Source organism: Loigolactobacillus rennini DSM 20253 (genome assembly GCF_001436505.1).
Classification (GTDB): domain Bacteria; phylum Bacillota; class Bacilli; order Lactobacillales; family Lactobacillaceae; genus Loigolactobacillus; species Loigolactobacillus rennini.
The window spans coordinates 1-25,877 of record NZ_AYYI01000044.1 but is presented as its reverse complement, the minus strand read 5'-3'; the positions used below and the strand labels follow the sequence as shown (position 1 = coordinate 25,877).

At 40.0% G+C, this 25,877-nt stretch carries 24 protein-coding genes and 1 pseudogene; 20 read left to right on the top strand and 5 right to left on the bottom strand.

The window, feature by feature from the left end; translation table 11 throughout:
• Positions 1–3: 3 nt before the first annotated feature.
• The 4 genes from lacB to FC24_RS07080 all read left to right on the top strand — a co-directional run bounded on the left by lacB (position 4) and on the right by FC24_RS07080 (position 3,412).
• The gene (gene lacB, locus FC24_RS07095) at positions 4–522 is read left to right on the top strand and encodes a galactose-6-phosphate isomerase subunit LacB (RefSeq protein WP_057874197.1); all 519 of its coding nucleotides are present in this window, start codon (positions 4–6) and stop codon (positions 520–522) included.
• A gap of 60 nt (positions 523–582) precedes the next feature.
• Positions 583–1,584 carry a tagatose-bisphosphate aldolase gene (gene lacD, locus FC24_RS07090; RefSeq protein ID WP_057874196.1) on the top strand — a complete coding sequence of 334 codons (1,002 nt, stop codon included), beginning with the start codon at positions 583–585 and terminating at the stop codon, positions 1,582–1,584.
• A 184-nt stretch (positions 1,585–1,768) separates the two neighbouring features.
• Positions 1,769–2,707, top strand: a complete 939-nt coding sequence (lacC, locus tag FC24_RS07085) for a tagatose-6-phosphate kinase (protein WP_057874195.1) — start codon at positions 1,769–1,771, stop codon at positions 2,705–2,707.
• A 12-nt stretch (positions 2,708–2,719) separates the two neighbouring features.
• A complete protein-coding gene (locus FC24_RS07080) occupies positions 2,720–3,412 on the top strand; it encodes a DUF4867 family protein (RefSeq protein WP_057874194.1) in 693 nt (230 codons plus the stop codon).
• A 54-nt stretch (positions 3,413–3,466) separates the two neighbouring features.
• Here the strand turns inward: FC24_RS07080 and FC24_RS07075 are convergent, their stop codons facing one another.
• A complete protein-coding gene (locus FC24_RS07075; protein ID WP_057874193.1) occupies positions 3,467–4,354 on the bottom strand; it encodes a LysR family transcriptional regulator in 888 nt (295 codons plus the stop codon).
• Positions 4,355–4,467: 113 nt separating this feature from the next.
• On the opposite strand from FC24_RS07075, the gene FC24_RS07070 reads away from it, so the two are divergent.
• Together FC24_RS07070 and lpdD are read left to right on the top strand one after the other, a co-directional pair.
• The gene (locus FC24_RS07070) at positions 4,468–5,043 is read left to right on the top strand and encodes a UbiX family flavin prenyltransferase (RefSeq protein ID WP_057874192.1); all 576 of its coding nucleotides are present in this window, start codon (positions 4,468–4,470) and stop codon (positions 5,041–5,043) included.
• Entirely contained in the window at positions 5,040–5,453 is a 414-nt protein-coding gene (gene lpdD / locus FC24_RS07065; protein ID WP_057874191.1) for a prenylated flavin chaperone LpdD, read from the top strand. The genes FC24_RS07070 and lpdD overlap by 4 nt, the downstream gene beginning before the upstream one ends.
• A gap of 77 nt (positions 5,454–5,530) precedes the next feature.
• Here the strand turns inward: lpdD and FC24_RS07060 are convergent, their stop codons facing one another.
• The 3 genes from FC24_RS07060 to FC24_RS07050 are packed head-to-tail and all read right to left on the bottom strand — an operon-like array spanning position 5,531 to position 8,616.
• The gene (locus tag FC24_RS07060; protein ID WP_057874190.1) at positions 5,531–6,085 is read right to left on the bottom strand and encodes a hypothetical protein; all 555 of its coding nucleotides are present in this window, start codon (positions 6,083–6,085) and stop codon (positions 5,531–5,533) included.
• A 14-nt stretch (positions 6,086–6,099) separates the two neighbouring features.
• Positions 6,100–7,938, bottom strand: coding sequence for a monovalent cation:proton antiporter family protein (locus FC24_RS07055; RefSeq protein WP_057874189.1), 1,839 nt, complete (start codon positions 7,936–7,938; stop codon positions 6,100–6,102).
• Between the two features lie 42 nt (positions 7,939–7,980).
• Positions 7,981–8,616, bottom strand: coding sequence for a VTT domain-containing protein (locus FC24_RS07050; RefSeq protein ID WP_057874188.1), 636 nt, complete (start codon positions 8,614–8,616; stop codon positions 7,981–7,983).
• Positions 8,617–8,830: 214 nt separating this feature from the next.
• On the opposite strand from FC24_RS07050, the gene helD reads away from it, so the two are divergent.
• Together helD and FC24_RS07040 are read left to right on the top strand one after the other, a co-directional pair.
• Positions 8,831–11,128, top strand: coding sequence for an RNA polymerase recycling motor HelD (gene helD / locus FC24_RS07045; RefSeq protein ID WP_057874187.1), 2,298 nt, complete (start codon positions 8,831–8,833; stop codon positions 11,126–11,128).
• An 83-nt stretch (positions 11,129–11,211) separates the two neighbouring features.
• Positions 11,212–11,610 (top strand): hypothetical protein, encoded by a 399-nt coding sequence (locus tag FC24_RS07040; RefSeq protein ID WP_057874186.1) that lies wholly within the window; start codon positions 11,212–11,214, stop codon positions 11,608–11,610.
• A 172-nt stretch (positions 11,611–11,782) separates the two neighbouring features.
• Here the strand turns inward: FC24_RS07040 and FC24_RS07035 are convergent, their stop codons facing one another.
• Positions 11,783–12,649: a DegV family protein gene (locus FC24_RS07035; RefSeq protein WP_057874185.1), complete on the bottom strand. Its 867-nt coding sequence runs from the start codon at positions 12,647–12,649 to the stop codon at positions 11,783–11,785.
• A gap of 244 nt (positions 12,650–12,893) precedes the next feature.
• On the opposite strand from FC24_RS07035, the gene coaA reads away from it, so the two are divergent.
• The 12 genes and pseudogenes from coaA (at position 12,894) to FC24_RS06980 (ending at position 25,663) form a co-directional block, all read left to right on the top strand.
• Positions 12,894–13,817 (top strand): type I pantothenate kinase, encoded by a 924-nt coding sequence (gene coaA / locus FC24_RS07030; protein ID WP_057874184.1) that lies wholly within the window; start codon positions 12,894–12,896, stop codon positions 13,815–13,817.
• 145 nt (positions 13,818–13,962) lie between these two features.
• Positions 13,963–15,504 carry a glutamine-hydrolyzing GMP synthase gene (gene guaA, locus FC24_RS07025; RefSeq protein WP_157059097.1) on the top strand — a complete coding sequence of 514 codons (1,542 nt, stop codon included), beginning with the start codon at positions 13,963–13,965 and terminating at the stop codon, positions 15,502–15,504.
• Positions 15,505–15,739: 235 nt separating this feature from the next.
• Positions 15,740–16,051, top strand: coding sequence for a biotin transporter BioY (locus tag FC24_RS11765; protein ID WP_235807339.1), 312 nt, complete (start codon positions 15,740–15,742; stop codon positions 16,049–16,051).
• Complete coding sequence (locus FC24_RS11760) at positions 16,020–16,277, top strand: biotin transporter BioY (protein WP_235807338.1); 258 nt, start codon at positions 16,020–16,022, stop codon at positions 16,275–16,277. Before FC24_RS11765 ends, FC24_RS11760 begins: the two co-directional genes overlap by 32 nt.
• 90 nt (positions 16,278–16,367) lie before the next feature.
• Entirely contained in the window at positions 16,368–17,153 is a 786-nt protein-coding gene (locus FC24_RS07015; protein WP_057874182.1) for a nitroreductase family protein, read from the top strand.
• Positions 17,137–17,568, top strand: a complete 432-nt coding sequence (locus tag FC24_RS07010; RefSeq protein ID WP_057874181.1) for a MarR family winged helix-turn-helix transcriptional regulator — start codon at positions 17,137–17,139, stop codon at positions 17,566–17,568. The genes FC24_RS07015 and FC24_RS07010 overlap by 17 nt, the downstream gene beginning before the upstream one ends.
• 205 nt (positions 17,569–17,773) lie before the next feature.
• A complete protein-coding gene (locus tag FC24_RS07005; protein ID WP_057874180.1) occupies positions 17,774–18,817 on the top strand; it encodes a zinc-dependent alcohol dehydrogenase family protein in 1,044 nt (347 codons plus the stop codon).
• Positions 18,818–18,990: 173 nt separating this feature from the next.
• Positions 18,991–20,130, top strand: coding sequence for a non-hydrolyzing UDP-N-acetylglucosamine 2-epimerase (gene wecB / locus FC24_RS07000; RefSeq protein WP_057874179.1), 1,140 nt, complete (start codon positions 18,991–18,993; stop codon positions 20,128–20,130).
• 24 nt (positions 20,131–20,154) lie between these two features.
• Complete coding sequence (locus tag FC24_RS06995) at positions 20,155–21,255, top strand: glycosyl hydrolase family 8 (RefSeq protein ID WP_057874178.1); 1,101 nt, start codon at positions 20,155–20,157, stop codon at positions 21,253–21,255.
• A 35-nt stretch (positions 21,256–21,290) separates the two neighbouring features.
• Positions 21,291–22,778, top strand: a complete 1,488-nt coding sequence (gene wsfD, locus FC24_RS06990; protein ID WP_057874177.1) for a glycan biosynthesis hexose transferase WsfD — start codon at positions 21,291–21,293, stop codon at positions 22,776–22,778.
• A gap of 36 nt (positions 22,779–22,814) precedes the next feature.
• Positions 22,815–24,383, top strand: a complete 1,569-nt coding sequence (locus FC24_RS06985) for a hypothetical protein (protein ID WP_057874176.1) — start codon at positions 22,815–22,817, stop codon at positions 24,381–24,383.
• A gap of 27 nt (positions 24,384–24,410) precedes the next feature.
• Positions 24,411–25,663 (top strand): annotated as a pseudogene (locus tag FC24_RS06980) (glycosyltransferase family 2 protein).
• Positions 25,664–25,877: the final 214 nt, after the last annotated feature.

Sequence of the window (25,877 nt, the reverse complement as noted above, 5' to 3'; positions counted from 1 at the left end):
ATTATGATTATTTCACTTGGTAACGATCACATTGTGACCGACATTAAAATCCACATTTCCAATATGTTAAAAGCGATGGGGCATCAAGTTATTGACGAAGGTACCTATGATACCACACGGACACATTACCCAATTTTTGGTAAAAAAGTTGCTGAAGATGTTGCGGATGGTCGTGCTGATCTTGGTGTTGTTTTATGCGGAACCGGTGTTGGTATTGGCACTGCAGCTGACAAAAATGAAGGAATTCGTTCTGCTTTAGTCGACAATGTTGCTCAAGCTGAGTACGCCAAAGAATATTTAAACGCAAATGTTGTTGCATTTGGTGGCGCCACAGTTGGCAAACATTTAGCTGAAGATATTGTGAAGGCTTTCTTAGCAGCTAAATACCAAGAAACACCTGAAAATAAAGCGATTATTGCTAAGATTGATCAAATTGCCAAACCAAATCCAGAACAAAAAGATAATGCACACTTCTTTGATGAAGAAAATAAAAAGTGGGCAGAAGGCTATTATCACGACTAAGCATATTTGGGCTTAACTGTTTAGTGATTTTATTCAACTGAAAGGAAGTAACCATTCATTATGACACTTCAATTAACTCCTGGCGTTAACGCCGCTTTGAACCGTTTATCTAATTCAGCAGGTGTAATCAGTGCTTTAGCAATTGACCAACGTGGTTCGTTGAAAAAGATGATTGCCAAAGCTGCTAACCAACCAGCTAATGAGACTGAAATCGTTCATTTTAAAGAAGCAATTGCAGAAGAATTAACGCCTTATGCTTCTTCAATCTTGTTAGATCCAGAATATGGCCTACCAGCTTCAAAGGTTCGGGATAAAAATGCTGGTTTGCTGTTAGCCTATGAAAAAACTGGGTATGACACAACTGAACCGGGACGTTTCCCTGATTTATTAGAGCACTGGTCTGCACGGCGGCTCAAAGAAGCTGGTGCAGATGCTGTTAAATTCTTACTGTATTACGATCCAGATGAAAGCCAAGATATCATCGATCGTAAGCAAGCATTTGTAGAACGGGTTGGTGCGGAAGCTGCTGCTGTTGATTTACCACTATTTTTGGAATTAGTCACTTATGATGGCAAAATGGATAGCGTTAAGTCAGCTGAGTACGCTAAAGTTAAACCGCATAAAGTTATTGAAACAACTAAAGAATTTTCACAACCTAAATATGGCGTTACCGTATTAAAAGTTGAAGTGCCAGTTAACATGGCATATGTTGCCAGCTATACTGAAGCTGGCGTTGAACCAGTTTACTCTAAAGAACAGGCAGCTGCTTACTTCAAAGAACAAAGTGATGCTACCGACCTGCCATTTATCTTCTTGAGTGCAGGTGTGACTAACGAAATGTTCTTGGCAGAATTAAAATTAGCTAAAAGTGCTGGCTCCACCTTTAATGGTGTTCTCTGTGGTCGGGCAACTTGGAAACCAGGCGTTGAACCTTACGCGGCTCAAGGCGATGAAGCTGGCCGGAAATGGTTACGCGATCAAGGCAAAGCCAACATCGAACGGTTAAACAAAGTCTTAGCTGACACAGCGTCTTCTTGGAAAGATAAAGTTGCAACTAAGTAATTAAATAAGCACACTACAAGCTGCGTCAAGTTGGTGTAAGTGTGTTAAAGGGCTGGCATTAAAATGCAGTCTAAAACAGCGAATGATTCACGCAGTGGATTATTCGCTGTTTGTTATTAGACGGGGAATTTTATTTTACACACGCGCAACCAATCTTATTGTTAAAAGATAAAGGAGTGTTATTTTGATACTAACGGTAACTATGAACCCATCGATCGATATGTCTTATCCATTAAAGCATTTAGCAATTGATACGGTTAATCGTGTCAAAGAAGTGCATAAAACAGCTGGTGGCAAGGGATTAAACGTTTCTCGTGTCATTTCCTTGATGGGCCGAGATTTGCTGGCAACTGGTATTTTAGGCGGGCATTTTGGTGCTTATATTGAAGCACGATTAGATGATGATCAAATCAAACATGATTTTTCTCACATTGATCAGGAATCACGGAATTCGATTGCGATTTTACATGATGGGGGTAATCAAACTGAAATATTAGAAGCGGGCCCCACTTTAACATCAACTGACGCGACTAACTTTTTGAAGCATTATCAAAAATTATTAACGCAAGTTTCATTAGTCACTATGTCTGGTAGTTTGCCTGGTGGTTTAGAACCTGATTTTTACGCTAAAATGATTCAATTGGCACATCAAGCGGGTGTAGCTGTTTTGTTAGATACTTCTGGTGCTTCGCTAAAGGCAGCCTTAGAAAGTGATGCTAAACCGAATTTAATTAAGCCAAATGAAGCAGAAATCAGTCAATTATTGGGGCAGCAAGTTGATGGCCATGATTTAGCTAGCTTAAAACAAGCGCTCCAGGCACCAATTTTTACAGGCGTTGATTGGATTGTGGTTTCATTAGGTGCTGCTGGTGCAGTGGCTAAACACGGTGATCATTATTATCAAGCCACAATTCCTAAAATTAAAGTGGTTAGTCCAGTCGGTTCAGGAGATTCGACATTAGCAGGGTTGGCCATGGCGCTTGAGGCTAAGAAGCCAGATCAACAAGTCTTACAAACTGGAATGACAACTGGCATGTTAAACACTATGGAGGCACCGACTGGTTTCATTAACCCTAATTTATTTGATCAATACTTTGCAAAAGTTAACGTGCAAGCAATTTAAGGGGATTAAAGCATGCAAAAAGATGAAAAAGTAACATTAGCCGCAATTCAACGGATAAATCCGCAATATCAAATTCAGACGTTAACAGCACCAGAATTTGCGCGTTATGGGCAAGTTTATTCACAATATGATTTAACAGCAATCAATGCTTACATGGACAAACGCATTACTATTCCCCAGGATAAAAATTTTTATCGTACTAGCAATTCAGAATTAGAAGCTATCCCTGAACTGCAAAAAATTGGCCGTGATATTTATGCTGGTATGCCAATTCAAGCTGGCGAGTGTGTCGGTCAAAGTACTAGCCTATCTGCAGTTGAGTTTCATCAAGGTAGTGAAGTTAATGTTTTCCAAACTGATGTGGTAATGGTTTTAGGAAAACGCAGTGATTTTGTTGCAGGAGAATTTGCTGCTGATCAAAAAGCAAAATTATTTTTTGTGCCACGAGGAACTGTCGTGGAATTTTACAGCGACACATTACACTATAGTCCGTGCAAAGTGCATCCCACAGGTTTTAAATTTATTGTTATGGTGATTAAAGGCACTAATCAGCCTTTACCAGCTAACTTTAAATCAACTAATCCACTGATCGTTAAGCAAAACAAATTTCAAGTTGTCCATGCGACTAGAAAAGATAAAATTGCACAAGGCATTCAAGTGGGTGTCACCGGCAAGCTAGTGGCAGTTAATCCGTTAGAAAAATAAAACTTAAGGAGCACTATAAGCGTAAAAAATGCTGATAGTGCTTTTTAAGTCCCATTAATATGTTTGTTTTAAATAACGTCGCATTTGGATTATCGCGGCATTTTGTGGGTGGCGGGGTGTGATTAATTTTAAATTACTATAAATTGGCTGTGCTAAAGGTTTTAAACATAATTTTGTTGTCATGAATGGCGATGTTGATTGCCTGAATAGTAGTGTGACTTGCTGTGAATGCGCAACAACGCTTAAAATTGTTTCAATGTGGGTACTTTCAAAACGGATATTTGGGGTGAATCCTGCTTGAGCGCAGAGTGTACTGATTCGCTCGTAAATGCCAGAACCAGGTGGTAGCAACGTAAAATCGTAAGCGGCTAATTGGTTTAAAGTAACGCTTGGATAATGTGCTAAGGGATGATTAGCGGCTAAAATAACCATGAGTTGATCATGACAAATGGTCTCTTGCTGGTAGCTTTTGCCTGCTAGTTGGTCCGTTTGTAAATCGCGTGCAATGGCTAAATCAAGCTGATTTGTCTGCAATTGTTCGATGAGGGTGTTACCTTCACTTTCTTGTAAGCGCAAGTTAATTTGCGGATAAGCTGTCATAAAGTCTGTAAAAGCTTGAGTGAGTCCATATTGTGCTAATACAGGGACAGTTCCGATCACTAAACTCCCACGTTTCAATGTTTGGTAAGCTTGCATATCATCTTGCATCAAATCATACTGTGTCGTGATTAATTTGGCATAATGGTAAAAGGATTCGCCGGCATCCGTAATTTTTAGTTGACGGTGGTTTTGCGTGTTGATAAGTTCAATACCAGCACTACGTTGTAAACTTTTTAATCGTTTAGACAGTGCAGATTGTGTCATGTTTAATTGAACGGCAGCGTGCGAAATATTTTTCGTGTGGTAGATTTGAATGAATGCCTGTAAGTCTTCCAAGTTCATGTTTATTTCCTTTCAATAGTCCTATTTGGCATCATAATAAGCCAAATACGATTTGTTTACAATTACTCACCACTGATAAACTAAAACCAGCTAACCATTTGGAGGCAGATTTTATGCAACGGATTATTGTCGGCGTCACTGGTGCTTCTGGGACAATTTATGCTATTGATTTATTAAAAAAATTAGCGGCAATCCCAGATGTTGAAACGCATCTAGTTTTAAGTCAATGGGCAAAGCAAAACTTAGCTTTAGAAACAACTTTAACTTTGACACAAGTAAAAAAATTGGCAACTGTTACTTACCATAATAATGACCTAGGTGCAGCCATTGCCAGTGGTTCATTTTTAAATGATGGCATGGTAATTGTCCCGGCCAGTATGAAAACGGTCGCTGGGATTGCTAGTGGCTATGGAGACAATTTAATTTCCCGAGCGGCAGATGTTGCATTAAAAGAGCAACGTAAGCTAATTATAGTGCCTCGCGAAACGCCCTTGAGTGTCCTACATTTAGAAAACCTGACTAAATTAGCTCGTCTAGGGGTACAAATCATACCACCAATTCCATCTTTTTATGATCATCCCACTGAGATTCAAGATTTAGTCAACCACCAGACAATGAAGCTGTTAGACGCGCTAGCGATCGCTAATCATGCTGCACCTAGATGGCAAGGAAATGGGGTGACACAATGAAAGCCACGTTTACTGACACACAGGCTGGCTATCTAATCAAGGTTCAATTACAGCAAATTGGGCCAGATTTGCTGCTAGTCATTACTGGTGGTGACCATCCGCATGTTGGCACAGTCACCACTTTAAGTCCACAATCAGCTGCACAGACTATCCGCTTTCCTAGTCATGATGGGCGTTTGCATAAAGATGGGTTGTTAGCAAAGGTGTTGGCTAAGCAAATTCAGCCTATGCTTAAAGGTACTTGTACCATTACAGCTGGCGTCCACGTTAATCAGATTTCGCAACGGCAGATAGACATGGCTAGTACTAAGGCTAAAATTTTGGGACAGCAAGTTGCGCGCTGGCTAAAACAACATCCTGTACAAGTGACGCCGCCAAGTTACTACGGTGCAGATGAACAACCGCATTAAAAGAATTTAAATTAAAAAACGACCACTTTACACATTTGTGAAGTGGTCGTTTTTGTTAAGACAAATGATTTATCAATTTATACTTGCTGTCGTTCTAAAATGTTACCTTGTTGTGCATCAATTCGGAGTCGAACAGTATGGTGGGCACGACTGTGAATTAATAAGTCATAGTAGGTAATTTGCTGCCGCTTAGCTAAAGTGTAACTCACAATGCGACCGTCATTAATTTCGCTGATAGCCACTTGCTTGATTGCTGGTAACGATTTTAACTTGGTCAATTTAAGCGGTTCGCGGTGTGCATTTTGTTTAGTTAATCTTTTTTGCTGTTTATCTAAAACAATTGGTTTAGTTGCACTAACAGTAAATTGGTAATCATATTGTTGGTGGCGCAATTGAATTTGGTAGCGGTAGTGATGGTGCGATTTTTTTAATTTTAGCGTTAATAATGTAGCATGAGGAACTTGTTGTTTAACTAATTTAACTGCTTCTTTAGCTGAAACTGTTGCTGTGAAAATATCTTGCGTATGCGTTTGTGGAAAAGTTGATTTAGGGGTGGTATTTGGCTCAACAATGCCACAACCAGCTAGTAACAGCATAACAAAAAATAAAAATAGGGGACGTTTGAATTGCAAATTAATGGCCTTCTTTAATTACGAATGCTGAGTAAGCGCCGGATGCGGGGGACAGCTGTTTTATCGCCAGTAAAAATAAGGTGGTCGTTTTGTTCGATAAAAGTATCCCCGTGCGGCGGGATGAACTGACCATTGCGGTAAATTCGGCTAATTGTGATGCTTTCAATAAACGGCAATGATTTGAGTTCGCGGTTAGCAAAGCGTCGGTTGCGGACCGTAACTTCGTAAAGCCCAGCATCTTTGTCTGTCAGTAATTTTAAAGTCGATGGTGATTCAATCGTTTTGCGTAACATACTAATATTGATGTCAAAACTATTATAAATCTCTACCCCTTGTGCGGCTAAAACATCATAGCGATCATCTGCAACATCTCGGCTTTCAAAACGCGCAATGATGCGGGGCACACCGTGGCGAACCGCAGCTTTAGCTAAGCGGACATTGACTTCGTGATCGAAGTGGCCCAATACTAAAATGTCAGTATCAAAGGCGTTAGCTTGCTGCAACGAATTCTCCGCAAGATTATTGAGCAGGATAACATTGTGTGCTTCACTATTATAGGTGCGGTAATTTTTAACTTGATCGGTTAACATCCGAATTTGATACCAGCCCTTTGAGAGTCGCTGTGCAACTGGAATGGTTAAAATGTTAGCACCAATAAATGTGACGCGGGTTTTAACTAGATCGGCTTTTTCTGGTTGGTACAATTTATTAAAAATAATCGGAGAGATGACACAAGTTAAAACAGCAGCTAAGATAAAAGCGCCAGCTTGTTGACTAGTAATGACGTTCAAGTTTTGTGCAACTTGTAACGTCGGCAAAACTAGCGTAATGGTGGTTGTTGCAAGAAAACTACCAGCAATAGCATTTTTGATGGTAAACCGTTGGCGAAATAAGATAACCGGAATGGCCTTAGCCAAGATAAAACAAATGAATAAGATGGGAATTAATGCTAGTGAGTCGCGGTCAGCCAGCAAGGTCCGTAAATTAAGTTTGGCACCGGTAGTGATAAAGAAGATGGGGATAAAAAAGCCATAACCAATTGAGGTCAGTTTATCCCGAGTCGCCTGACTAGGCTGTAGCAGCTTCATCACAATACCAGCTAAAAAAGCGCCTAAAATATTTTCCGCTCCGACTTTTTCGGCAATGAGTACTAGCGTGAAAATTAAAAAGAAGGCTAGTCGGATATCTAATTGTGTAGTCGTTTTGTCAATTTTTTCAAAAAAGCGATGAATACTGCGAAAACGTAACAATAAAATAATTGCTGCCAAAAAGATCAGTAGCACTAACCACAAACTGGCAGAATGACCACCATTGAGGGCAGAATAGGCGGTCAAAGCTAACAATGGGATGATTTCACCTAAAACAGCAGTTAACAAAATTGTTTGTCCAAAAGGCTTACTGAGTAATTCTTTTTCCGTTAAGGCAGCAATCACAACGCCCAAAGCGATGGTTGAAAATAAAATGGTTGTCAATAAAACATCATTAAACAGCCCAGTAGCGTGTAATAACCAACCTAATAAACCGGCAGTCAATAAGATACTCGCATAAGCACTGCTGGCTAATTTTAGTGGTGGCCATTTACTTGCTGTGCCTTTAGCGGTATTTTTGTGCGGCTTGAATAAATCAAAATCAATCTCCATGCCTGATAAAAAGATTAAAATAATTACACCTAGGGTGGATAGCTGATTTAATTCTGGCGTGAGTTGGATTACGTTCAATAAGCTTTTACCTAAAACAATGCCCACAATAATTTCAGCGACTGCAGTGGGAACCACTGCAATTTTAAAGCGAGCCATCACTAAAGGTGTCATTAAGGCAGCTAGTAAAACGATGAGTAAAGATAATTGTGCCATAAAAGTTCCTCCGCATTTGTAGAATGCGCTTAGTTTAACATCTTATGCTTTCTTTTTCATTAAATTGAATAAACCGGCACTAAAACTCGGGATGAGTGCAATTAATACAATACTGAGTAAAATTAATGAAAAATGTTCCTGAACGAAAGGCAATGCCCCTAAATAATAACCACAAAAGCTTCCTGTACCAACCCATAATAAAACGCCGATGAAGTTGTAGATTGCAAAGCGGGGATGCCCCATTTTAAACATGCCCGCAATCAGTGGCACAAAAGTGCGGATCATTGGAATAAACCGGCCAAAAATAACTGTTTTACCGCCATGGCGTACAAAAAAATTAGTGGCATGCTGTAACCGTTCCTCAGGAATGTGGCGTTTAATGAAACGCCAATGGCCTAGGTGACGGCCGATTTCAAAATCAACGGTATCACCAATCAATGCAGCAAAGAAAAAGACCAAAAATAATAAGCGGATGTCTAGAAAAAAGCTGTCCCGTGCTGCCAGCGTACTGCTGATGAAAATAATGGATTCACCAGGTAAAAATGGGAACACCACTAAGCCGGTTTCAACAAAAATAATTAAAAATAAAATGGCGTAACTCCAATAATCGAAATATTGAAAAATTGGCAACAATAAACTTTCTAAATGGGTTATCGCATAGAAAATGGTGTGCAACATCATTAATCCCTCGCTTGCTTTTAGCTAACAATACTTTTAGTTTACGCTCTAGGACTAATTCCTGCTAGCTTTCTGTCCGGTTTTTAACTGATTTTAAACTTTAGTGGCTGCCACTAAAGTTGTTTCACCATGATTGAAGTGCTACAATTATTTATCCGAAAATATTTTGTTAACATGGTTTTAATGATGGTTAAAAGTGGGAGGTTAGCGTAATATGGCTGACACAAACAAGCAACAAGAACAGGCACGGGTTGATGATGTCATTAGAAAAATCAAGCAGACGGAATCTGATCTAAAACAGAAAATTACTGCTGCTAAAAGTGACGAGAAACAGATCAACAATAATTTTTATAATGACGTTCGAATCAACGTAGGCTCGTATGAATCGTTAATGGATACTGCTTTATCTATCCGACAGCAACAACAAATGCTCAATGAGCGAAACAACAGTTGGCAGCATTCTGCGCAGCACCTAGATGTTTTGCAACGGCTGGAAAAAACGCCTTATTTTGCTCGAATTGATTTTCAGGAAGACAGGGAAACTAAGCCAGAAACGATTTATATTGGGTTAAGTTCATTTACGGATCAACACAATCACTTTTTAATTTATGATTGGCGGGCACCGATTTCATCGATTTATTATGACGGTAATTTGGGACGAGTCACTTACCAAACACCAGATGGTCAGCAGGCAGTCGATGTGAAGCTCAAACGTCAGTTTATTATTCATGACGGCCAAATTCAAACCATGTTCGACACTCAAGAAACTATTGGCGACCAAATGCTAATGGAAGTATTAGGTGAACAAGCCGACACAAAAATGAAGAGCATTGTTACAACCATTCAGCGCGAACAAAATCAAATTATCCGTGACACAAAAGCAAAATTACTGTTTGTTCAAGGTGCGGCTGGTTCCGGGAAAACATCAGCGATTATGCAGCGCGTGGCTTATTTGCTGTACCGTTACCGCGGTAATTTAAATTCTAGTCAGGTCATCATGTTTTCACCAAATCAACTTTTTAATGACTATGTTGGTGGCGTATTGCCGGAATTAGGCGAACAAAATATGGTTCAACTCACTTATTATCAATACGCAGCACGGCGTTTGCCTAACATAACGGTTGAAAATTTATTTACTCGTTTTGAAAAAGCTGAGTCTAAACTAGATAAACGGATTGACCAATTAAAAGGTAGTCTGGCATTTGCACAAGCGACTCAACAGTATGCACATAGTTTGGAAAAACAGGGTATGCGTTTCCGTGACATTAAATTACGGCATGAAGTGTTTATTGATCAAGCGCGGATTGTAAAAAATTACTATAAATATAATGCTAATTATCATCTAGGTAATCGTCTAACAGCAACTAAAGAAGAATTGCTGAAATATTTAGGTCGTCGGATCAATTCTGAAATGAAGACAAAATGGGTCAGCGATTTTATTGAAGATTTAGATGATGAAGGCTTACGTAAATGGTATGGTAATCATCCGCACAATTTTGAAAATGGCGATAAAGAATTCCGCTTTTTAGCGCGTCGAGTTGTGACCGCGGCTTTTAACAGTGTTCGGCGGGGAATTGTCCGCAATCGCTTTTTAAACATTAAAGCACAGTACATTGATTTCTTACGGCAAGTACCGCAGTATCTTGAGTTGCAAAAGTTTAGTTTAACAGAAAATGATTGGCAATTGCATGTTAATCAGGTGCTAGAACGATTGCGTGCTAAAAAATTAGCGATGGCCGATGTCACGCCATATTTATATTTATATGACTTAATGACCGGTAAACATGGGGACCGTGACATTCGCTATTTGTTCATTGATGAAATTCAAGATTACACACCGTATCAATTAAGTTTTCTGAAGTTTAGCTTTCCAAAGGCGCGCTTTACACTATTGGGAGATTTAAACCAAGCTATTTTTACGCAGGAAAGTAGTCATAGTTTACTAAAGGAATTGGCAACAATGTTTCAGCCGGAAGACACACGTGTTGTACAGTTAACGCAATCATACCGGTCTACCGAACAGATTACCGCTTTTACTAAAGCAATTTTACGCAATGGCGAAGCAGTGAATGCTTTTAAACGGCAAGGACCGTTGCCAAACATTGTGGTACGCCAACAAGAGCGCGCTTTGCTGACGGCACTGAAGAAGCAATTAACGGCCAATACGACTGCTAATAAGGCCACTGCAATCATTACCAAAACATTACCTGAAAGTCGTGCGCTCTACGAAAAACTGCGAGCACAAGGGATTAAAACAACTTTAATTCAATCAGAAAACCAACGCTTGGCCAGTGGTACAATCATTGTGCCGTCGTATTTGGCAAAGGGACTAGAATTTGATGCAGTCATTGCTTGGCAAGTCAATGCTGATAATTACCATGCGGAAGATGAACGACAGCTGCTATATACCATTACTTCACGGGCGATGCACCGATTAACTTTATTAGTGCAAGGGACACTCTCTCCTTTGCTAACTAAAGTGCCATACACAACTTATCAGTTGGATGATTAATCGGTAGTAATTCTAACCAAGCTGTCTGCCTAATTGCTATAATATGCTAAAATATAGCTAGGATTATATAGGGGTTGGGAATTATGGAGAAGTATCAAATTAACTTTAAAAATAAAATTAGAGCAAATACTGTCACTATCGGCTACACTGCCGTACAAACAGCGTTAAATGGTCAGCGGCAAATTTTATTTTCTGGTGAGACTGTATTTAACCGGCAAGCAACACCACCATTATTGTTGCAAAGCGGTGAAGTTGCGCTACGTGCGATTGAACAGGTCATTTTAAGTCTTAAACGTCAATATCAATTAGTTAAAGTTAGTTTTGCACAGCCACAAAATACCGATATTCTCAATGTTCCTAAACGGCAAGTTTTCACCCGCTATCTAATGGATAAACAATTACTGTACAGTGTGCCTACTCACGTGGTTGATGGTGAGACGGTGGTTGATACTAAATTTGAACAAGAATTTCGGATTGGCTGAGCTTTTTAATGATAACTTGCGTTATGTTCAAAGGTTAAATATAAAAGTGTACCAAATAGATGGCTAGTTACTTCTTAATAGTTGAAAACATGGGGTGATTCACGATGAATCACCCCATGTTTATTACTATACGAAAGCCACTATCTGATAGCACAATTGCTTTCAGATGCTTTTAATTAATTGATTGATAATCGCGAGACCAAACCACAGCCATCACTTTGCGGCCAGTATGGACGCCAACCACTGGTCCTAAGCTACTAGTATCGATGGTAGCGTTTGGAAAGTTCTTTTTAAGATCGGCTACCCACTGTGCACTAGTCGCTTGGTTATCCCCATCAACCACATCAAGTCGTACAGGATAAGTGGCCTTTTGCATAAAATCAGTGATGTCTTTTTTGATGTGGTTAAACGCCCGATGTGTGGTACGTTCTTTGGCCACCGCGACGATTTGGCCTGCTTTATTAAAACTTAAAATCGGTTTAATCCGCAACATATTACCTAAAAACGCAGACGCATTATTTAAACGGCCAGTTCTGACCAGATGGCTAAGATCGTCCACTACAAAATCAACGTGCTGAGTTGCCCGTAAGTCAGTTAAGGCTGCTAAAATTTCAGTGACTGATTTACCTGCTTTTACTAATTTAGCAGCTAATAACGCTTGATTGGCTTCAGCAGCACTGGTTAATTTAGAATCAAAAGGGTAAACTTTAATGTTCGTGATGTTGGGGAGATAGGCTTGTAAATTATTGATAAAGCTGGTGATACCGCTGGATAAATGAATACTGATTACCGCTTCATAACCTTGGGCAGCCAATTGGTCATAAACTGCTTGAATTTGACCCAACGAAATTTGTGTTGTCGTGGGCAATTCTTTTTCACTTGCTAATTTTTCATAAAATTCTTTATTGGTGATATCGATATTTTCTTTATAAGTCTGCTGACCAAAAATGACAGTGATTGGAACGACAGTAATCTGATTAGCCGCTGCCTGCTCTTTTGTCAGGTAACTGGCACTATCAGTAACCACAGCAATTTTCATAATGAACTCCCTTTTACCTTTCACTTGTGTTGTTTGTTGGATAGATAAGTAAACAATTTTGTAGGTTTATTTTACGCTTAAATGGTGTAAATTGCGATATTACCGGCTTGAAAATTTAGCAAATGTTTTAAGACAGTTAGTTCTGATTTAGGATTAATTTTATGGTGCGGCTGTGCTATAATTTTGATAATGCTTACATTAAAACAATTATGGAAAACCGGGGTCATATCGGGGGAAGTTAGTTTTGCAAAATGAAATGAATTATTACAAGATTGATCGGAAAGAGTGGAAGAGATTCTATCGTAATGGCATGGCACCACTATCACAAGCTGAATTAAACCAGGCCAAGTCATTAAATGACCGGATTTCATTAGCTGATGTGAAAGAAATTTACTTGCCTTTACGACATTTAATTCATGTTTATTACAATCAGTACCAAAATCAGCAACAAAACCGCGCGAACTTTTTAAGGCTGCATTTACATAAAACGCCTTTTATTGTGGGAATTGCCGGTAGCGTTGCGGTGGGAAAGAGTACAACGGCCCGTTTGTTGGAAATTCTGCTGACGCGGGCTTACCCTACAAAAACAATCCAAAATATTACCACAGATGGTTTTTTATATTCAAACGCTGAGTTAAAGCGGCGCGGATTAATGGCACGCAAAGGGTTTCCAGAAAGTTATAATATGGAACATTTAATCACTTTTATGAATGAAGTGAAAAATAACTTAGGCCCGATTAAAGCCCCTAAATATTCGCATCAAAGTTATGATGTGTTGCCGGACGATTATGATATTATTGATTCCCCAGACATTTTAATTGTGGAAGGGATCAACGTTTTACAATTACCTAGTAATCAACAGATCTATGTCAGTGATTTCTTTGATTTTTCGATTTATGTTGACGCTGATCCCGCTTTAATTGAAAAATGGTATTTAGATCGGTTTAAATTGTTGCTGGATACCGCGTTTACCGATCCATCAAATTATTATTATCCTTATGCTATTGGTGATCGCAGTGCGGCTTTAGCGATGGCAAAACGGGTTTGGCGAACTAATGATTTGCCTAATTTACGCGACTACATTTTACCTACCCGCAGTCGGGCAGATGTAATTTTACATAAAACGGAGAATCATCGAATCAATCAAATTTATTTACGCAAATTCTAATGTCAAGCATTTTTTATACACAGTTTTAGGGTAAACTGTTGACCAACTCAATGGTAATCAGTAGAATGTGTTTATTGAAAATAATATGAAAGTTCAATTAGTACAATAATTCTATAGTGAGGTGGCTTCGGTGGCAACGACAAAAATGCAAGATTTTGACAAAATTATCGTCCTTGATTTTGGTAGTCAATATAATCAATTAATTACACGACGTATTCGTGAGTTTGGCGTGTATTCAGAACTGCTGTCACACAATATATCAGCAGCTAAAGTCAAAGCGATGCAGCCTAAAGGCATTATTTTTTCTGGTGGGCCAAATAGTGTCTACGACAAAGACGCGTTTCGGGTCGATCCTGAAATCTTTAATTTAGGCATTCCGATTTTAGGTATTTGTTATGGCATGCAGCTAATGGCACAAATTTTACCTGGTGGTGTGGTAGAGTCTGCAGCTAGTCGGGAATACGGCCACGCTGATATCCATGTAACAAATTCAAGTACACCAATTTTTAAAGACCTTCCAGCTGATCAGACGGTGTGGATGAGTCATGGTGATTTGGTCACTAAAGTACCGGATGGTTTCGTTCAGACTGCAACCAGTAAAAATTGTCCAATTGCTGGGATGGCAGATGCAAAACATAAGTTGTACGGACTACAATTTCATACAGAAGTCCGCAATACGGAATACGGCCGGGAGATTTTACGCCACTTTGCGTTTGACATTGCCGGTGCACGGAGCAATTGGACCATGGATGATTTTATTGAGATGCAAATTGAGAAAATCCGCCAAGAAGTAGGCTCTCGTAAAGTGTTATTAGGACTTTCCGGTGGTGTTGATAGTTCCGTTGTCGGTGTTTTACTGCACAAAGCGATTGGCAAACAGTTGACTTGTATTTTTGTCGATCATGGCCTGTTGCGTAAAGGTGAAGCCAAGCAAGTCATGGACAGCTTGGTTGGTAAATTTGGTCTGAATATCATCAAAGTTGATGCCCAAAAACGCTTTTTGGATAAACTAGCCGGTGTCTCCGAACCAGAAAAGAAACGGAAAATTATTGGGAATGAATTTATTCAAGTTTTCAATGACGAAGCCATTAAACTAAAAGACATCGACTTTTTAGCGCAAGGTACCTTGTACACCGACGTGATTGAAAGTGGTACCGATACTGCGCAAACCATTAAATCACACCACAATGTGGGGGGGTTACCTAAAGACATGCACTTTAAACTGATTGAACCTTTACGGACATTATTTAAAGATGAAGCCCGAGAATTAGGCGAAAAATTAGGCATGCCAGAAACCTTAGTTTGGCGTCAACCTTTCCCAGGTCCTGGTTTAGGTATTCGTGTTATTGGCGAAATTACGCCGGACAAATTAAAAATTGTTCGCGACAGTGATTTTATTTTACGCGATGAAATTAAAAAAGCCGGTTTAATGCGTGACATCTGGCAATATTTCACCGTTTTGCCCGGTTTCCGCAGTGTCGGGGTTATGGGCGATGGCCGCACTTATGATTACACTATCGGAATTCGAGCAGTTAACTCGATTGATGGCATGACTGCTGATTTTGCTCGGATTCCTTGGGACGTGCTGCAAAAGATTTCAGTCCGGATTGTTAATGAAGTCGACCACGTTAACCGCGTTGTGTACGATATAACCTCTAAGCCACCGTCCACGATTGAATGGGAATAGAATAAAAGGATTTTAAACCAGTTCAGTCCTGTACTAACCTTTTAAAAGGTTAGTACAGGACTGTTTTATTTTTAAACTAAATGGATTAAAAAGTATCAAACTGGATTTACAGACGGTACATTAGACGGTACATTTTATTCCAACTATTATTGAACCGCAAGGAACACATTGCAGTAAAAAGCACATTCCTATAAAATAACAATTATCCTAATTGAAAATCGGAGTGTAATTGTTTATGAAGACACGTTCAATTGTGTATGCAGCACTAGTCGCGGCAATTATCATTGTGTTAGGTTTAATGCCGCCACTGACTTTACCGTTTATTCCAGTACCGATTACATTACAGTCCATGGGCATTATGCTGGCAGGCAGTTTGTTAGGTAAGCGAGATGGCACGCTTAGTGTGAGCGTTGTGGCGATTTTAGTGCTATTAGGGTTGCCATTTTTGGCCGGTGGTCGTGGTGGCTGGGCTGTTTTACTGGGGCCGACGGGGGGCTATTTTTTTAGCTTGGCCAGTGGCTGCTTTTATCATTGGCTATTTAAGTGAGCTTGGCGGTCACGGATTAAATTTTTGGTGGTTGTTAGGCAGTAATATTTTAGGCGGTATTTTATGGGTGAATTTTTGTGGCGCAATCTATCTAACTTTTGTGACAGCAGTTAATTTAAAAGCAGCATTGCTAGGCAGTTTAATTTTTATTCCAGGCGACTGCCTTAAAGCAATTTTAGTTACTTTCGTTACTTTAAAATTAAAACGGCTTAGGTTATTTAATTAATTTTTTAGTCGTTTAATTGTGTGTACATGCAATTAATGCTAGGCTATAACTGATACTTGGTATGTGTTTTAATGAAAGGGGTAAGTTTTGATGATTGAAAATGAAACGATTAAACATCAATTGAATCACAAAAGCATCCGGGCATTTAAGGATGTGTCACTGTCTGAAGAACAATTAACGACGTTATTAGAAGTTGCGCGGCATACTTCTACTAGTATGTTCATGCAACAGTTTAGTATTGTACACATTACGGATGCTAAAAAGCGGCAAGCAATTCAAGATGTCACTGCTTTGAATTATGCTGGTGGCAACGGTGATTTGTTTATTTTTGTGTTAGATCTATATCGGAATCAACAAATTCGACAACAATCTGGCAACGATGATGGTCGGTTACACACCACGGATATTTTCTTCCAAGCTTTACAGGATACTGTCCTTGCTGTTCAAAACACCTTAAATGCAGCAGAAAGCATGGGGTTAGGTGGGGTTATTTTGGGCAAAATCAATGATGATCCGCAAAAAATGGTACGCTTGTTGAATTTGCCGCCGCTAACCTTACCAGTGCTAGGTTTACAGGTTGGTGTGCCAGCACAGAAACCACAGTTAAAACCTCGGTTACCTTTGGCATTTACAACGTTTGAAAATACCTACCAAACTGGCTTTAAGGCAACGGATTTAAAAGCTTATGACAAAGTTGTTCGTACCTATTATGATTTACGTGATGCTAATCGGCGGATCGATTCCTTCACGCATCAGATTAATGGTAAAAAATTAGCTAAAGGTTGGCTTAAACGGGATGAAATCGTGACCGTTTTGCACCAACAAGGTTTAGCGTTGGATTTTGAAGGAGATGGCCAAGGTGGGGCAGTCGATTAAAACGCAGCTGAATCACTGTTTATTCTTTTCCGTTAAGAAGCTAGACCGAGTGTTGAATAAATACGCTGAACAAGCTTTTAAATCGGTTGGTTTGGCCCCTACCTATGGCTTTATTTTACTTGTACTAAGGGAAAAGGATGGGCAAGCACAAAAAAATATCGCAGAAACTTTAGCAACTGCGCCATCAACAATTGCCCGCTTTGTAGAAAGACTAAAGTATCAAAATTTAGTAACCGTTAAAAGCCAAGGTCGTTTAGCCAAAGTTTACTTAACGCAAACTGGCATTCAAAAGGCGGCTGAAGTTGAGGCAGCGTGGCGTGCTTTACATGCAGCCTATGAAAAAGTGATTGGCCAGGCATATAGTGCGGAATTAGCAACTGCGCTGAGTCAAAGTGCTGAACAATTAAAAAATTAGATAAGTCATATTTGGCAAAATTTTAATTGATTAAATAATGGTAAAGTCAGTTTAAATCACGTGCGAGCCGATTTGTTAATCACAAATTGGCCCGCACTTTTTTATGCGCAGTGACCTTTAATTAATCAGAAAAGCAAACTTTTAAGCACTTAAAATGATATCCTTAAAGGTAGATGGACCATTAAATTTTTTAGGAGATGATGTCTTGAAAGCAGCTGTTTTTATCGAACCGGGAAAGGTTGATGTTCGAGAAGTGGCTAAGCCACAGATTCAAAAACCAACTGATGCGATTATTCGGATTGTACGTGCTTGTGTGTGTGGTTCAGACCTTTGGTGGTACCGAGGAATTACTGAACGTGAACCAAACTCACTAATTGGACATGAAGCAATTGGCATTGTGGAAACAGTAGGTTCGGCAGTGGACCAAGTTAAACCAGGTGATTTTGTCATCGTACCGTTTACGCATGGTTGTGGGCACTGTTCAGCTTGCTTAGCTGGTTTTGACGGTGATTGTTTAAACAAAGAATCTGGTAGTAATGGCGGGTACCAAGGAGAATACCTGAGATATACCAACGCAAACTGGGCGTTAGTTAAAATCCCGGGGGACCCGAAAAGCTATTCAGATGCGCAATTAAACTCACTATTAACCTTGGCTGATGTGATGGCAACAGGGTACCATGCAGCTATCAGTGCAGAAGTGAAGCCTGGGTCAACAGTAGTTGTCATGGGTGATGGTGCTGTAGGATTGTGTGGCGTCATTGCCGCTAATTTATTGGGAGCCAAGCGCATTATTGCGATGAGCCGCCATGAACAACGACAAAAGTTAGCCCGCGAATTTGGTGCAACTGATATTGTACCGGAGCGTGATGATGCAGCAGTTGAACGGGTAATGGCTTTGACAGATCAACGTGGCGCAGATGCTGTTTTAGAATGCGTGGGTTCTAAACAATCAATTGATACCGCAATTCGGGTTGGCCATGCAGGTGCAGTCGTCGGCCGAGTGGGATTACCACAAAATGCTGAAGTCGATACGGATTATCTTTTTTCACGCAACATTGGGCTTCGTGGTGGAATTGCAGCGGTAACCACTCATGACCGCGCGGTTTTGTTAGAAGCAGTTTTAAGTGGTAAAATCAATCCGGGCAAAGTCTTTACGCAACGTTTTGACTTGGATCACATTGAAGAAGCCTATCAGGCTATGGATCAGCGTCAGGCGATTAAATCATTAATTACGGTAAGTGCTATTTAATCATTTAGCTTGATGACACTTTCAAAAAAGGCTGCGGCAATAGAGAATCGTCGCAACCTTTTTTAAAAGTGTTGTTGGAATTACTCTGGTGAAAGCGATCCGGTGCTGGCATTTCAGGTTAATTTCGTTATAATTAGATATTAATGCCTAACCTATAAAAAGGAATTTTAGCGATGAAAAAATTAAAAGTCATGTTAGTTTTTGGTACCCGACCAGAAGCCATTAAAATGGCACCACTGGTTAAAGCGTTAGCTAAACAATCAAGTGAATTTGAGCCGGTCACGGTAGTCACAGCGCAGCACCGCCAAATGTTGGATCAAGTACTCAACGTGTTTAAGATTAAACCAGATTATGATCTAGCCATTATGAAGCAGCGGCAAACTTTAAGTGATATTACCACCCGGGTATTGACACATTTAGATCAAGTCATCACAACAACTAAGCCAGATGTTATCTTGGTTCACGGCGATACTACCACAACTTTTGCAGCCAGCATCAGTGCCTTTTACCATCAGGTACCATTGGGGCACGTTGAAGCAGGTTTGCGCACTTGGCAAAAATATTCACCTTATCCAGAAGAGATGAACCGGCAATTAACGGATGTGCTAAGTGATTTGTATTTTGCGCCCACACCGCAGAGCAAAGCCAATTTATTACAGGAAAACCATCCAGAAAAAACCATTTTTGTCACTGGTAATACGGCAATTGATGCGTTAAAACAAACCGTTGACCCGGATTATCACCACCAAGTTTTGCAAAAAATTGCACCCCAGCAACGCATGATTTTAGTGACGATGCACCGGCATGAGAATCAAGGCGCACCGATGCAGCGTGTATTTAAAGCAATGCGAGAAGTAGTGGCTGCCCACCCAGATGTTGAACTAGTTTATCCAGTTCATTTGAATCCGGTGGTGCAAGAAGCTGCTCAAGCAATTTTAGGCAATCAGCCGCGCATTCATTTGATTGCACCGTTAGATGTGGTTGATTTTCATAATTTAGCTGCTCGGTGTTATTTTTTGATGACTGATTCGGGAGGTGTGCAAGAGGAGGCCCCTTCGTTAGGTAAGCCAGTGTTAGTTTTACGTGACACTACTGAACGACCTGAAGGTGTGACAGCAGGGACACTGCGTTTAGTGGGCACAACGGCATCAACAGTCAAAGCGGCAATGACGCAGTTATTGGATGATACTGACGCTTATCAGAAAATGGCACAGGCTAAAAATCCTTATGGTGACGGACAAGCGGCAGAACGGATTTTAGCGGCGCTGCGTTATTACTTCAAACGCACTAACCCAGCCGGCAGAAGCATTTAAGTAAGTGAGTAAAGGGATGATGTGATGTTTAAAAGAATTGGGTTACTTTTAACCATTTTATTTAGTTTCACTTTGGTACTGCCAGGCCCAACAGTAAGGGCAGCAAAATTAACTGGCAATCAAGTGAAACAGCAACAGCAGCTGCAGCACTTTGTTAAACAGCGTTTAGTGGCAAAAAAGGGCATCTATACCAATTACTTAGAAACTGATCAGCGTGCAGACACAGCTAGTGGCCATGAAATGTTGAGTGAATCTGCAGGACTTTATTTGCAGCATCTTGCATTGACCGGGAAAAAGAAGAAATTCCGGCGCTTTTACCAGCAAACTAAAAAGACGTTTTATGCCCATCATCAATTTAGCTACCGCTACGATCCTAAAACAAAAAAACGTTCACCAGTCAATGCCAGTGTCGATGACTTGCGGATTATTAATAGTTTATTGCTATATAATCAGAAATTCCACAGTAAACGGTATAAAAAAACAGCCAATGCTTTATATCGCGGCCTTAAACGAAATAGTTTAGTAGACGGTCGCTTATATGATTATGCCGATGGCAAAACTGGCCAGCACGCAAAGACAATTACCTTGTGTTACTTGGATTTAGAGACATTACAGCATTTTGCACGTGGACGCAAAGGAAACCGACAGTTCAAACAGCAATTGCGACTGGTTAAAAAGGGCTACCTGGGCGCACAAGTACCACTTTATAAAACGCGATTTAGCTATGCTAAAAAGCGGTATGTTGCCAGTAAGAAACTGAATGTTGTGGAATCATTGCTGACCATGCTACATTTAGCGCAGGTGAAACAACTACCTGCAGCCAGTGAAAATTGGGTGCAGCAGCAAGTAAGTGCAGGTAAGTTATATAATCGTTATGATCAAAATGGGCAAGCATTGACGACGGATCAATCTGCTGGTGGGTATGCGTTGGCAGCGATGATCGGTAAAACCACCGGCAACGCTAAGCTTTATCGTTCAGCACTACAACACGTGGCAACTTTTCAGGTGACGTCCAAGTCTTCCCCGCTCTTTGGTGGTTTAGGTGATGCGGCGACTAAGCAGGCGTATTCGTTTGATAATTTAACCGCATTAGTGGCTTATGATTTAGCTCAATCATCATATTAATTTAACGGTAATGGGTTTATAGGTGAGGAGACAAGATGGTAATTCAGCAGTTTAAAAGTAAATTAAAACTGGGCTATTCTTGGTTTGCTCGTCACATTTCACCAGCACAGTTCGCCGTGATTTTAGCGGCGTTAATTATTGGCTGGTTGTTATTTGTGCCCCCAATTCACGGTTATGCTGATAATGGTGATTTTTATCGGGTCATGTACAGTAATGGGTTGTACCATCGTTTAGGTCAAGCTTATAACCATAATGCTTATGTGGTGCAAACTTACGGGATTATGCGTTATTTTAACGAACATCAAGCCACGCTGTTCTCCTCGCAACCGTTGTTTGTGCAGTTGGCCATTGGTTTGAATAAGTTGTTTTATAGTCGGACTATTTTCGACATCCGTTTTCTTGGGTTAGTTTATTATTTGTTTTACTTAGGTGCGCTTTATTTATTAACTGAGGCGTTAACTTTTCCGGCTAAACGGTCCCAAAATTATTTAGTTGCTTTGGCCGTAGTTTTTGTTTTTGCGGATTCATCTCTGACTTTATATTTTAATTCCTTATTTGCAGAGCCAGTGATGTTGTTGGGAATGCTTTATGCATTCTCTGCATTTCTATTACTTGCACGTGGACGTTATCGCCGCAGGTGGCCCTTAATGTTGACTTTTTTCGTCAGTGTTATTTTATTGATCACAGTAAAACAGCAAAATGCACCTTTAGCATTAAGTTTCGCCATTATGTCACTGGCGTTGCTCGCGCTAGTCCAAAAACGGCATAACCGTTTATTCATTTATTTAGCAACGTTGTTGGTGTTAGGATCTGGTGTGGCAACTTACATGCTGATTACCAAGGATTTTAATGATATCAATGGTTATCAAACTATGACTCGCGGTGTTTTGTTAAAATCTAAAAATCCTGAAAAAGCGTTAAGTGAAGGCGGTATTGACCGCCAGTTTGCGTTGCTGAAAGGCACAACTTATTATCAAAATTATATGCCACTATCGACGCGTTCCGCTTACATGCAAAAGAATTTAATTCAGCGCTATAATTTCACCTGGGTATTAAAGCATTATTTACGTCATCCAGATGAATTTAGTACAATGTTAAATCTGGTTGCTAAAGATGGTCAGTTAACTCAAGTTAAAGCAGTAGGCGATTATGTTGCGGCATCTGGTCAGCCTAAAGGCGCACAAACGCATTATTTCACTTTGTACAGTACTATGATGGGCGCTTTTTTCCCGCGTAAATTTGCGTTTTATGTTCTTTACACTTTTACTTTGATTTTAGTTTATGCGTTTAGTGCCTATCAAGGTTTTAAAGAACACCAGCCAGAGATGATCATGCGTTTTAGTTTTGTAGTAGCCGCCACCACAATTATTTTAGGTGTGATGGTGGTTGCAATTGTTGGTGATGGTGATGCCGATCTGGCCAAGCATGTATTTATGGTCGCTATTACAAGTGATTTGCTGTTATTATTATTGGGTAGTGATATTGCCAATCATCGTTTGTGGCAGCCGATTGTGTCTTCTTAACAAACTGGGAAAGCACGCTGAAGTGGAAGTGAGAATTTGCGTCGATTTTTGATCGGATTACTTTTAATATTAGGGTTGTTATGGGTAGTGCCAGCGCAAGCAGCGGTAACGCCTAAAGTACTTTTAGCCTACGATAGTCAAAATATTAATGAACAGGCAGAACGGAAAGTTGATTCAGTTCAGCGTTTATTGACCAGTTTAAATCTTGAAGTGCATACCATTGCGATTGATCAGTACCATAAAGGTGACTTAGCTCGTTATGATTTTCAAGGTGTCATCACCATGATTAATTGGCCGCAGATGAAATTTTCCAGTCATCATTTTGTGAAAGACCGGCAACAATTTGCTGGTGTTAAATTACATATTGGTCCGCAATTAGTTGCAGATGAGCAACAGGCTTTAGATGTGCAGGTTAAAACGGTCCACCACCAGCAATTTTATTTAACGGCTAACCGGCACCAGCAGTTATTACCCTTTAGCGATTCCATACAAGTAGTCACACAAAAAAATCAAGGGCGAGCTATTGGAACGTTAAAAACCCAGATACCAACGCAGCAGTCTCAGTACCCTTATGGTGTTTTAAATGGTCACAACGGTTTTTTGCCTTTTTATCAACGCAAAGGATTAAGCTTTTTGGCGGCTAGTCAGTTAATCAGCGAATTGTTTGGTGAACAAGCTGGCCAGCAGGCACCATTGCTGACATTGACACATGTGACACCTGTAAGCAAGTTAAAGTATCTGAATCAAGTGAGTCAATTTTTATATCAGCAAGGAATTCCTTTTGCGGTAAGTGCGACTAGTATTCAAGTGAACACAGATATGCCAGCCTTTAATCGCTATATGCGGGCATTACAAAAAATTGAAAACCGCAATGGCATTATTTTTTTGCAAACACCAGAAATTTACGATACGACTAAAAAAACAGGGCCTAAATTAGGCAAAGTTATGTACCGCCAATTAACGGATTTAACGCGTCATCAGGTGATTCCAGTGGGGATTAGCACGGTGAATTATTGGAATCAAGATGATGTGTACCGTGCTCGGGCACTAGATTTTAGTGATTATGTACTGTTATTGGCCAATCCTAAAGCAAAAGCCAAAGTCTATGCGCGGCAAAGCAATACTGGTGGTGTTTACCACCGTGCTTATTACGCACTGCCGGCGCGGTCTTTAGCAACAGTAAAAAGTGGGACGGATTTGACACAACAATCTGAGCTACAATTTAATGTTCCTACAGCGGTAACAATTAGCTTACCTAGTACAAAAAAGGGAGTGGCCAGTTTAAAGCGACAAATTAAGCGGACACGTTGGAATTGGTATAATCCAGCAACGGCTAATTTTAAAACTAATTTGCAGATTGGTAACCAAGCCTTTCGCTATCAAAGTGGTTCTTATTTTGTAAATAATCAGCAAATTGTAATTCCTGCTATGCAAGTTGAGCAAAAGAAACAGTCACAACCCAAGCCTTATAAAGCAGCAATGAATGGTTTCTTTGACTTTCAAAGTCAGGTATTAATCGTTTTTATTATTATTGTGCTGGTCATATTAGTGGTCTTCTTTTTCATTGGCCGACGTGTATACCGTAATATGTTTCGCCGTAAATAAAATGAGTATGTGTTGAGGAGGTGCGTTATGGGAGTGTTAGATCTTGCATTATTCATTTCAATTATTGCAATCTGGTTAATTTTAGTGGTGAATGTTATTTTGGTTATCGCCGGGTATATCGGTTACTTACAACAAGTAGACCGCTTACCCCGTCCGTTACCAAAAAAGGTGCCATTTGTGTCGATTATGGTACCTGCGCATAATGAAGGTGTGGTTATCGTTAAAACAGTGGAAGCCTTGTTAAGGTTTGATTATCCCCACGATCATTATGAAATCATTGTGATCAACGATAACTCAGATGATAATTCAGCAGAATTGCTGGCGCAGTTACAGGCTAAACACCCTAACCGGCATTTAAAAGTGGTTAACACAGATAAAACTAATGGTGGTAAGGGTAAATCTAATGCGTTAAACATTGGATTGACGCATGCTAAAGGGGATATTATTTCGATTTATGATGCGGATAATACACCAGAAAAACCTGCTTTACGGGTTTTGGTAGGTGAATTGATGGCAGATCCGCAATTAGGCGCTGTAATTGGCAAATTCCGGACGCGAAACAAAAATGCCACGCTGTTGACCCGGTTCATCAATATCGAAACACTTCCTTTCAGTGGATGGCACAAGCTGGGCGGCAAAAATTATTTCATTTGTGTACAATTCCCGGAACAAATTATGTGATTCGTCGCTCTTTGCTTGAAAAAGTTGGTGGTTGGGATGTAAAAGCGTTAGCTGAAGATACCGAAATTAGCTTTCGAGTTTACATGCGTGGTTATCGGATTAAATTTCAGCCTAAAGCGGTCACTTGGGAACAGGAGCCTCAAACATTGGGAGTCTGGTTTCATCAGCGCACACGCTGGGTTAAGGGCAATATTTATGTCATTTTGAAAAACACAAAGTTGTTGTTTAAAAAAGTAGGTCGGCCGATTCGCTTTGATTTGTTGTACTTTTTGTCGATTTATTTTTTGTTGATGACATCACTAGTCTTGTCGGATACTGTGTTCGTGTTATCCGTTGCCGGTTACGTGCATTCTGATCTAAAAGGTTTTAGCAACTGGTTATGGTTATTAGCGATTATTTTGTTTATTGTTAGTACTTATATCACCATCACTACTGAAAAAGGTGAGATGAGTTTCAGTAATTTATTGATTATTATTTTAATGTACATTACATATAGTCAAATGTGGTTAGCAGTGGCGGTTTATGGAATGGTGGGGTATATTCGTGAACAAGTCTTTCATCAGCAAGCACGTTGGTATAAAACCAAGCGTTATCAATAAGTTAATTCTCGTTTTAGGCATGTTGGCAGGATTATTTTGGTGGCAAACCACAGTCCAAGCAGCACCATTAAAATCTTATACGCAACCCTTTCAAAACCAGACGACATCCTTGACTGGTTCTGCCGTATCGGCGAATATGTACTTTGTTAAAGTAGATTACTGAGAGCGTAAAATATTTTGTGTAAATGCATAAAAGATTTCTGAATTGTATAGA

Coding starts and splice junctions, on each gene's coding strand:
- FC24_RS07035 (WP_057874185.1), bottom strand. CDS start 12,649: ATGAAAATTGCTGTGGTTACTGATAGTGCCAGTTACCTGACAAAAGAG.
- FC24_RS11765 (WP_235807339.1), top strand. CDS start 15,740: ATGAAGACACGTTCAATTGTGTATGCAGCACTAGTCGCGGCAATTATC.
- FC24_RS07055 (WP_057874189.1), bottom strand. CDS start 7,938: ATGGCACAATTATCTTTACTCATCGTTTTACTAGCTGCCTTAATGACA.
- lacD (WP_057874196.1), top strand. CDS start 583: ATGACACTTCAATTAACTCCTGGCGTTAACGCCGCTTTGAACCGTTTA.
- FC24_RS07070 (WP_057874192.1), top strand. CDS start 4,468: ATGCAACGGATTATTGTCGGCGTCACTGGTGCTTCTGGGACAATTTAT.
- FC24_RS07075 (WP_057874193.1), bottom strand. CDS start 4,354: ATGAACTTGGAAGACTTACAGGCATTCATTCAAATCTACCACACGAAA.
- helD (WP_057874187.1), top strand. CDS start 8,831: ATGGCTGACACAAACAAGCAACAAGAACAGGCACGGGTTGATGATGTC.
- lpdD (WP_057874191.1), top strand. CDS start 5,040: ATGAAAGCCACGTTTACTGACACACAGGCTGGCTATCTAATCAAGGTT.
- FC24_RS07080 (WP_057874194.1), top strand. CDS start 2,720: ATGCAAAAAGATGAAAAAGTAACATTAGCCGCAATTCAACGGATAAAT.
- wsfD (WP_057874177.1), top strand. CDS start 21,291: ATGGTAATTCAGCAGTTTAAAAGTAAATTAAAACTGGGCTATTCTTGG.
- FC24_RS07050 (WP_057874188.1), bottom strand. CDS start 8,616: ATGTTGCACACCATTTTCTATGCGATAACCCATTTAGAAAGTTTATTG.
- lacB (WP_057874197.1), top strand. CDS start 4: ATGATTATTTCACTTGGTAACGATCACATTGTGACCGACATTAAAATC.
- wecB (WP_057874179.1), top strand. CDS start 18,991: ATGAAAAAATTAAAAGTCATGTTAGTTTTTGGTACCCGACCAGAAGCC.
- FC24_RS06995 (WP_057874178.1), top strand. CDS start 20,155: ATGTTTAAAAGAATTGGGTTACTTTTAACCATTTTATTTAGTTTCACT.
- FC24_RS07015 (WP_057874182.1), top strand. CDS start 16,368: ATGATTGAAAATGAAACGATTAAACATCAATTGAATCACAAAAGCATC.
- guaA (WP_157059097.1), top strand. CDS start 13,963: ATGCAAGATTTTGACAAAATTATCGTCCTTGATTTTGGTAGTCAATAT.
- FC24_RS07040 (WP_057874186.1), top strand. CDS start 11,212: ATGGAGAAGTATCAAATTAACTTTAAAAATAAAATTAGAGCAAATACT.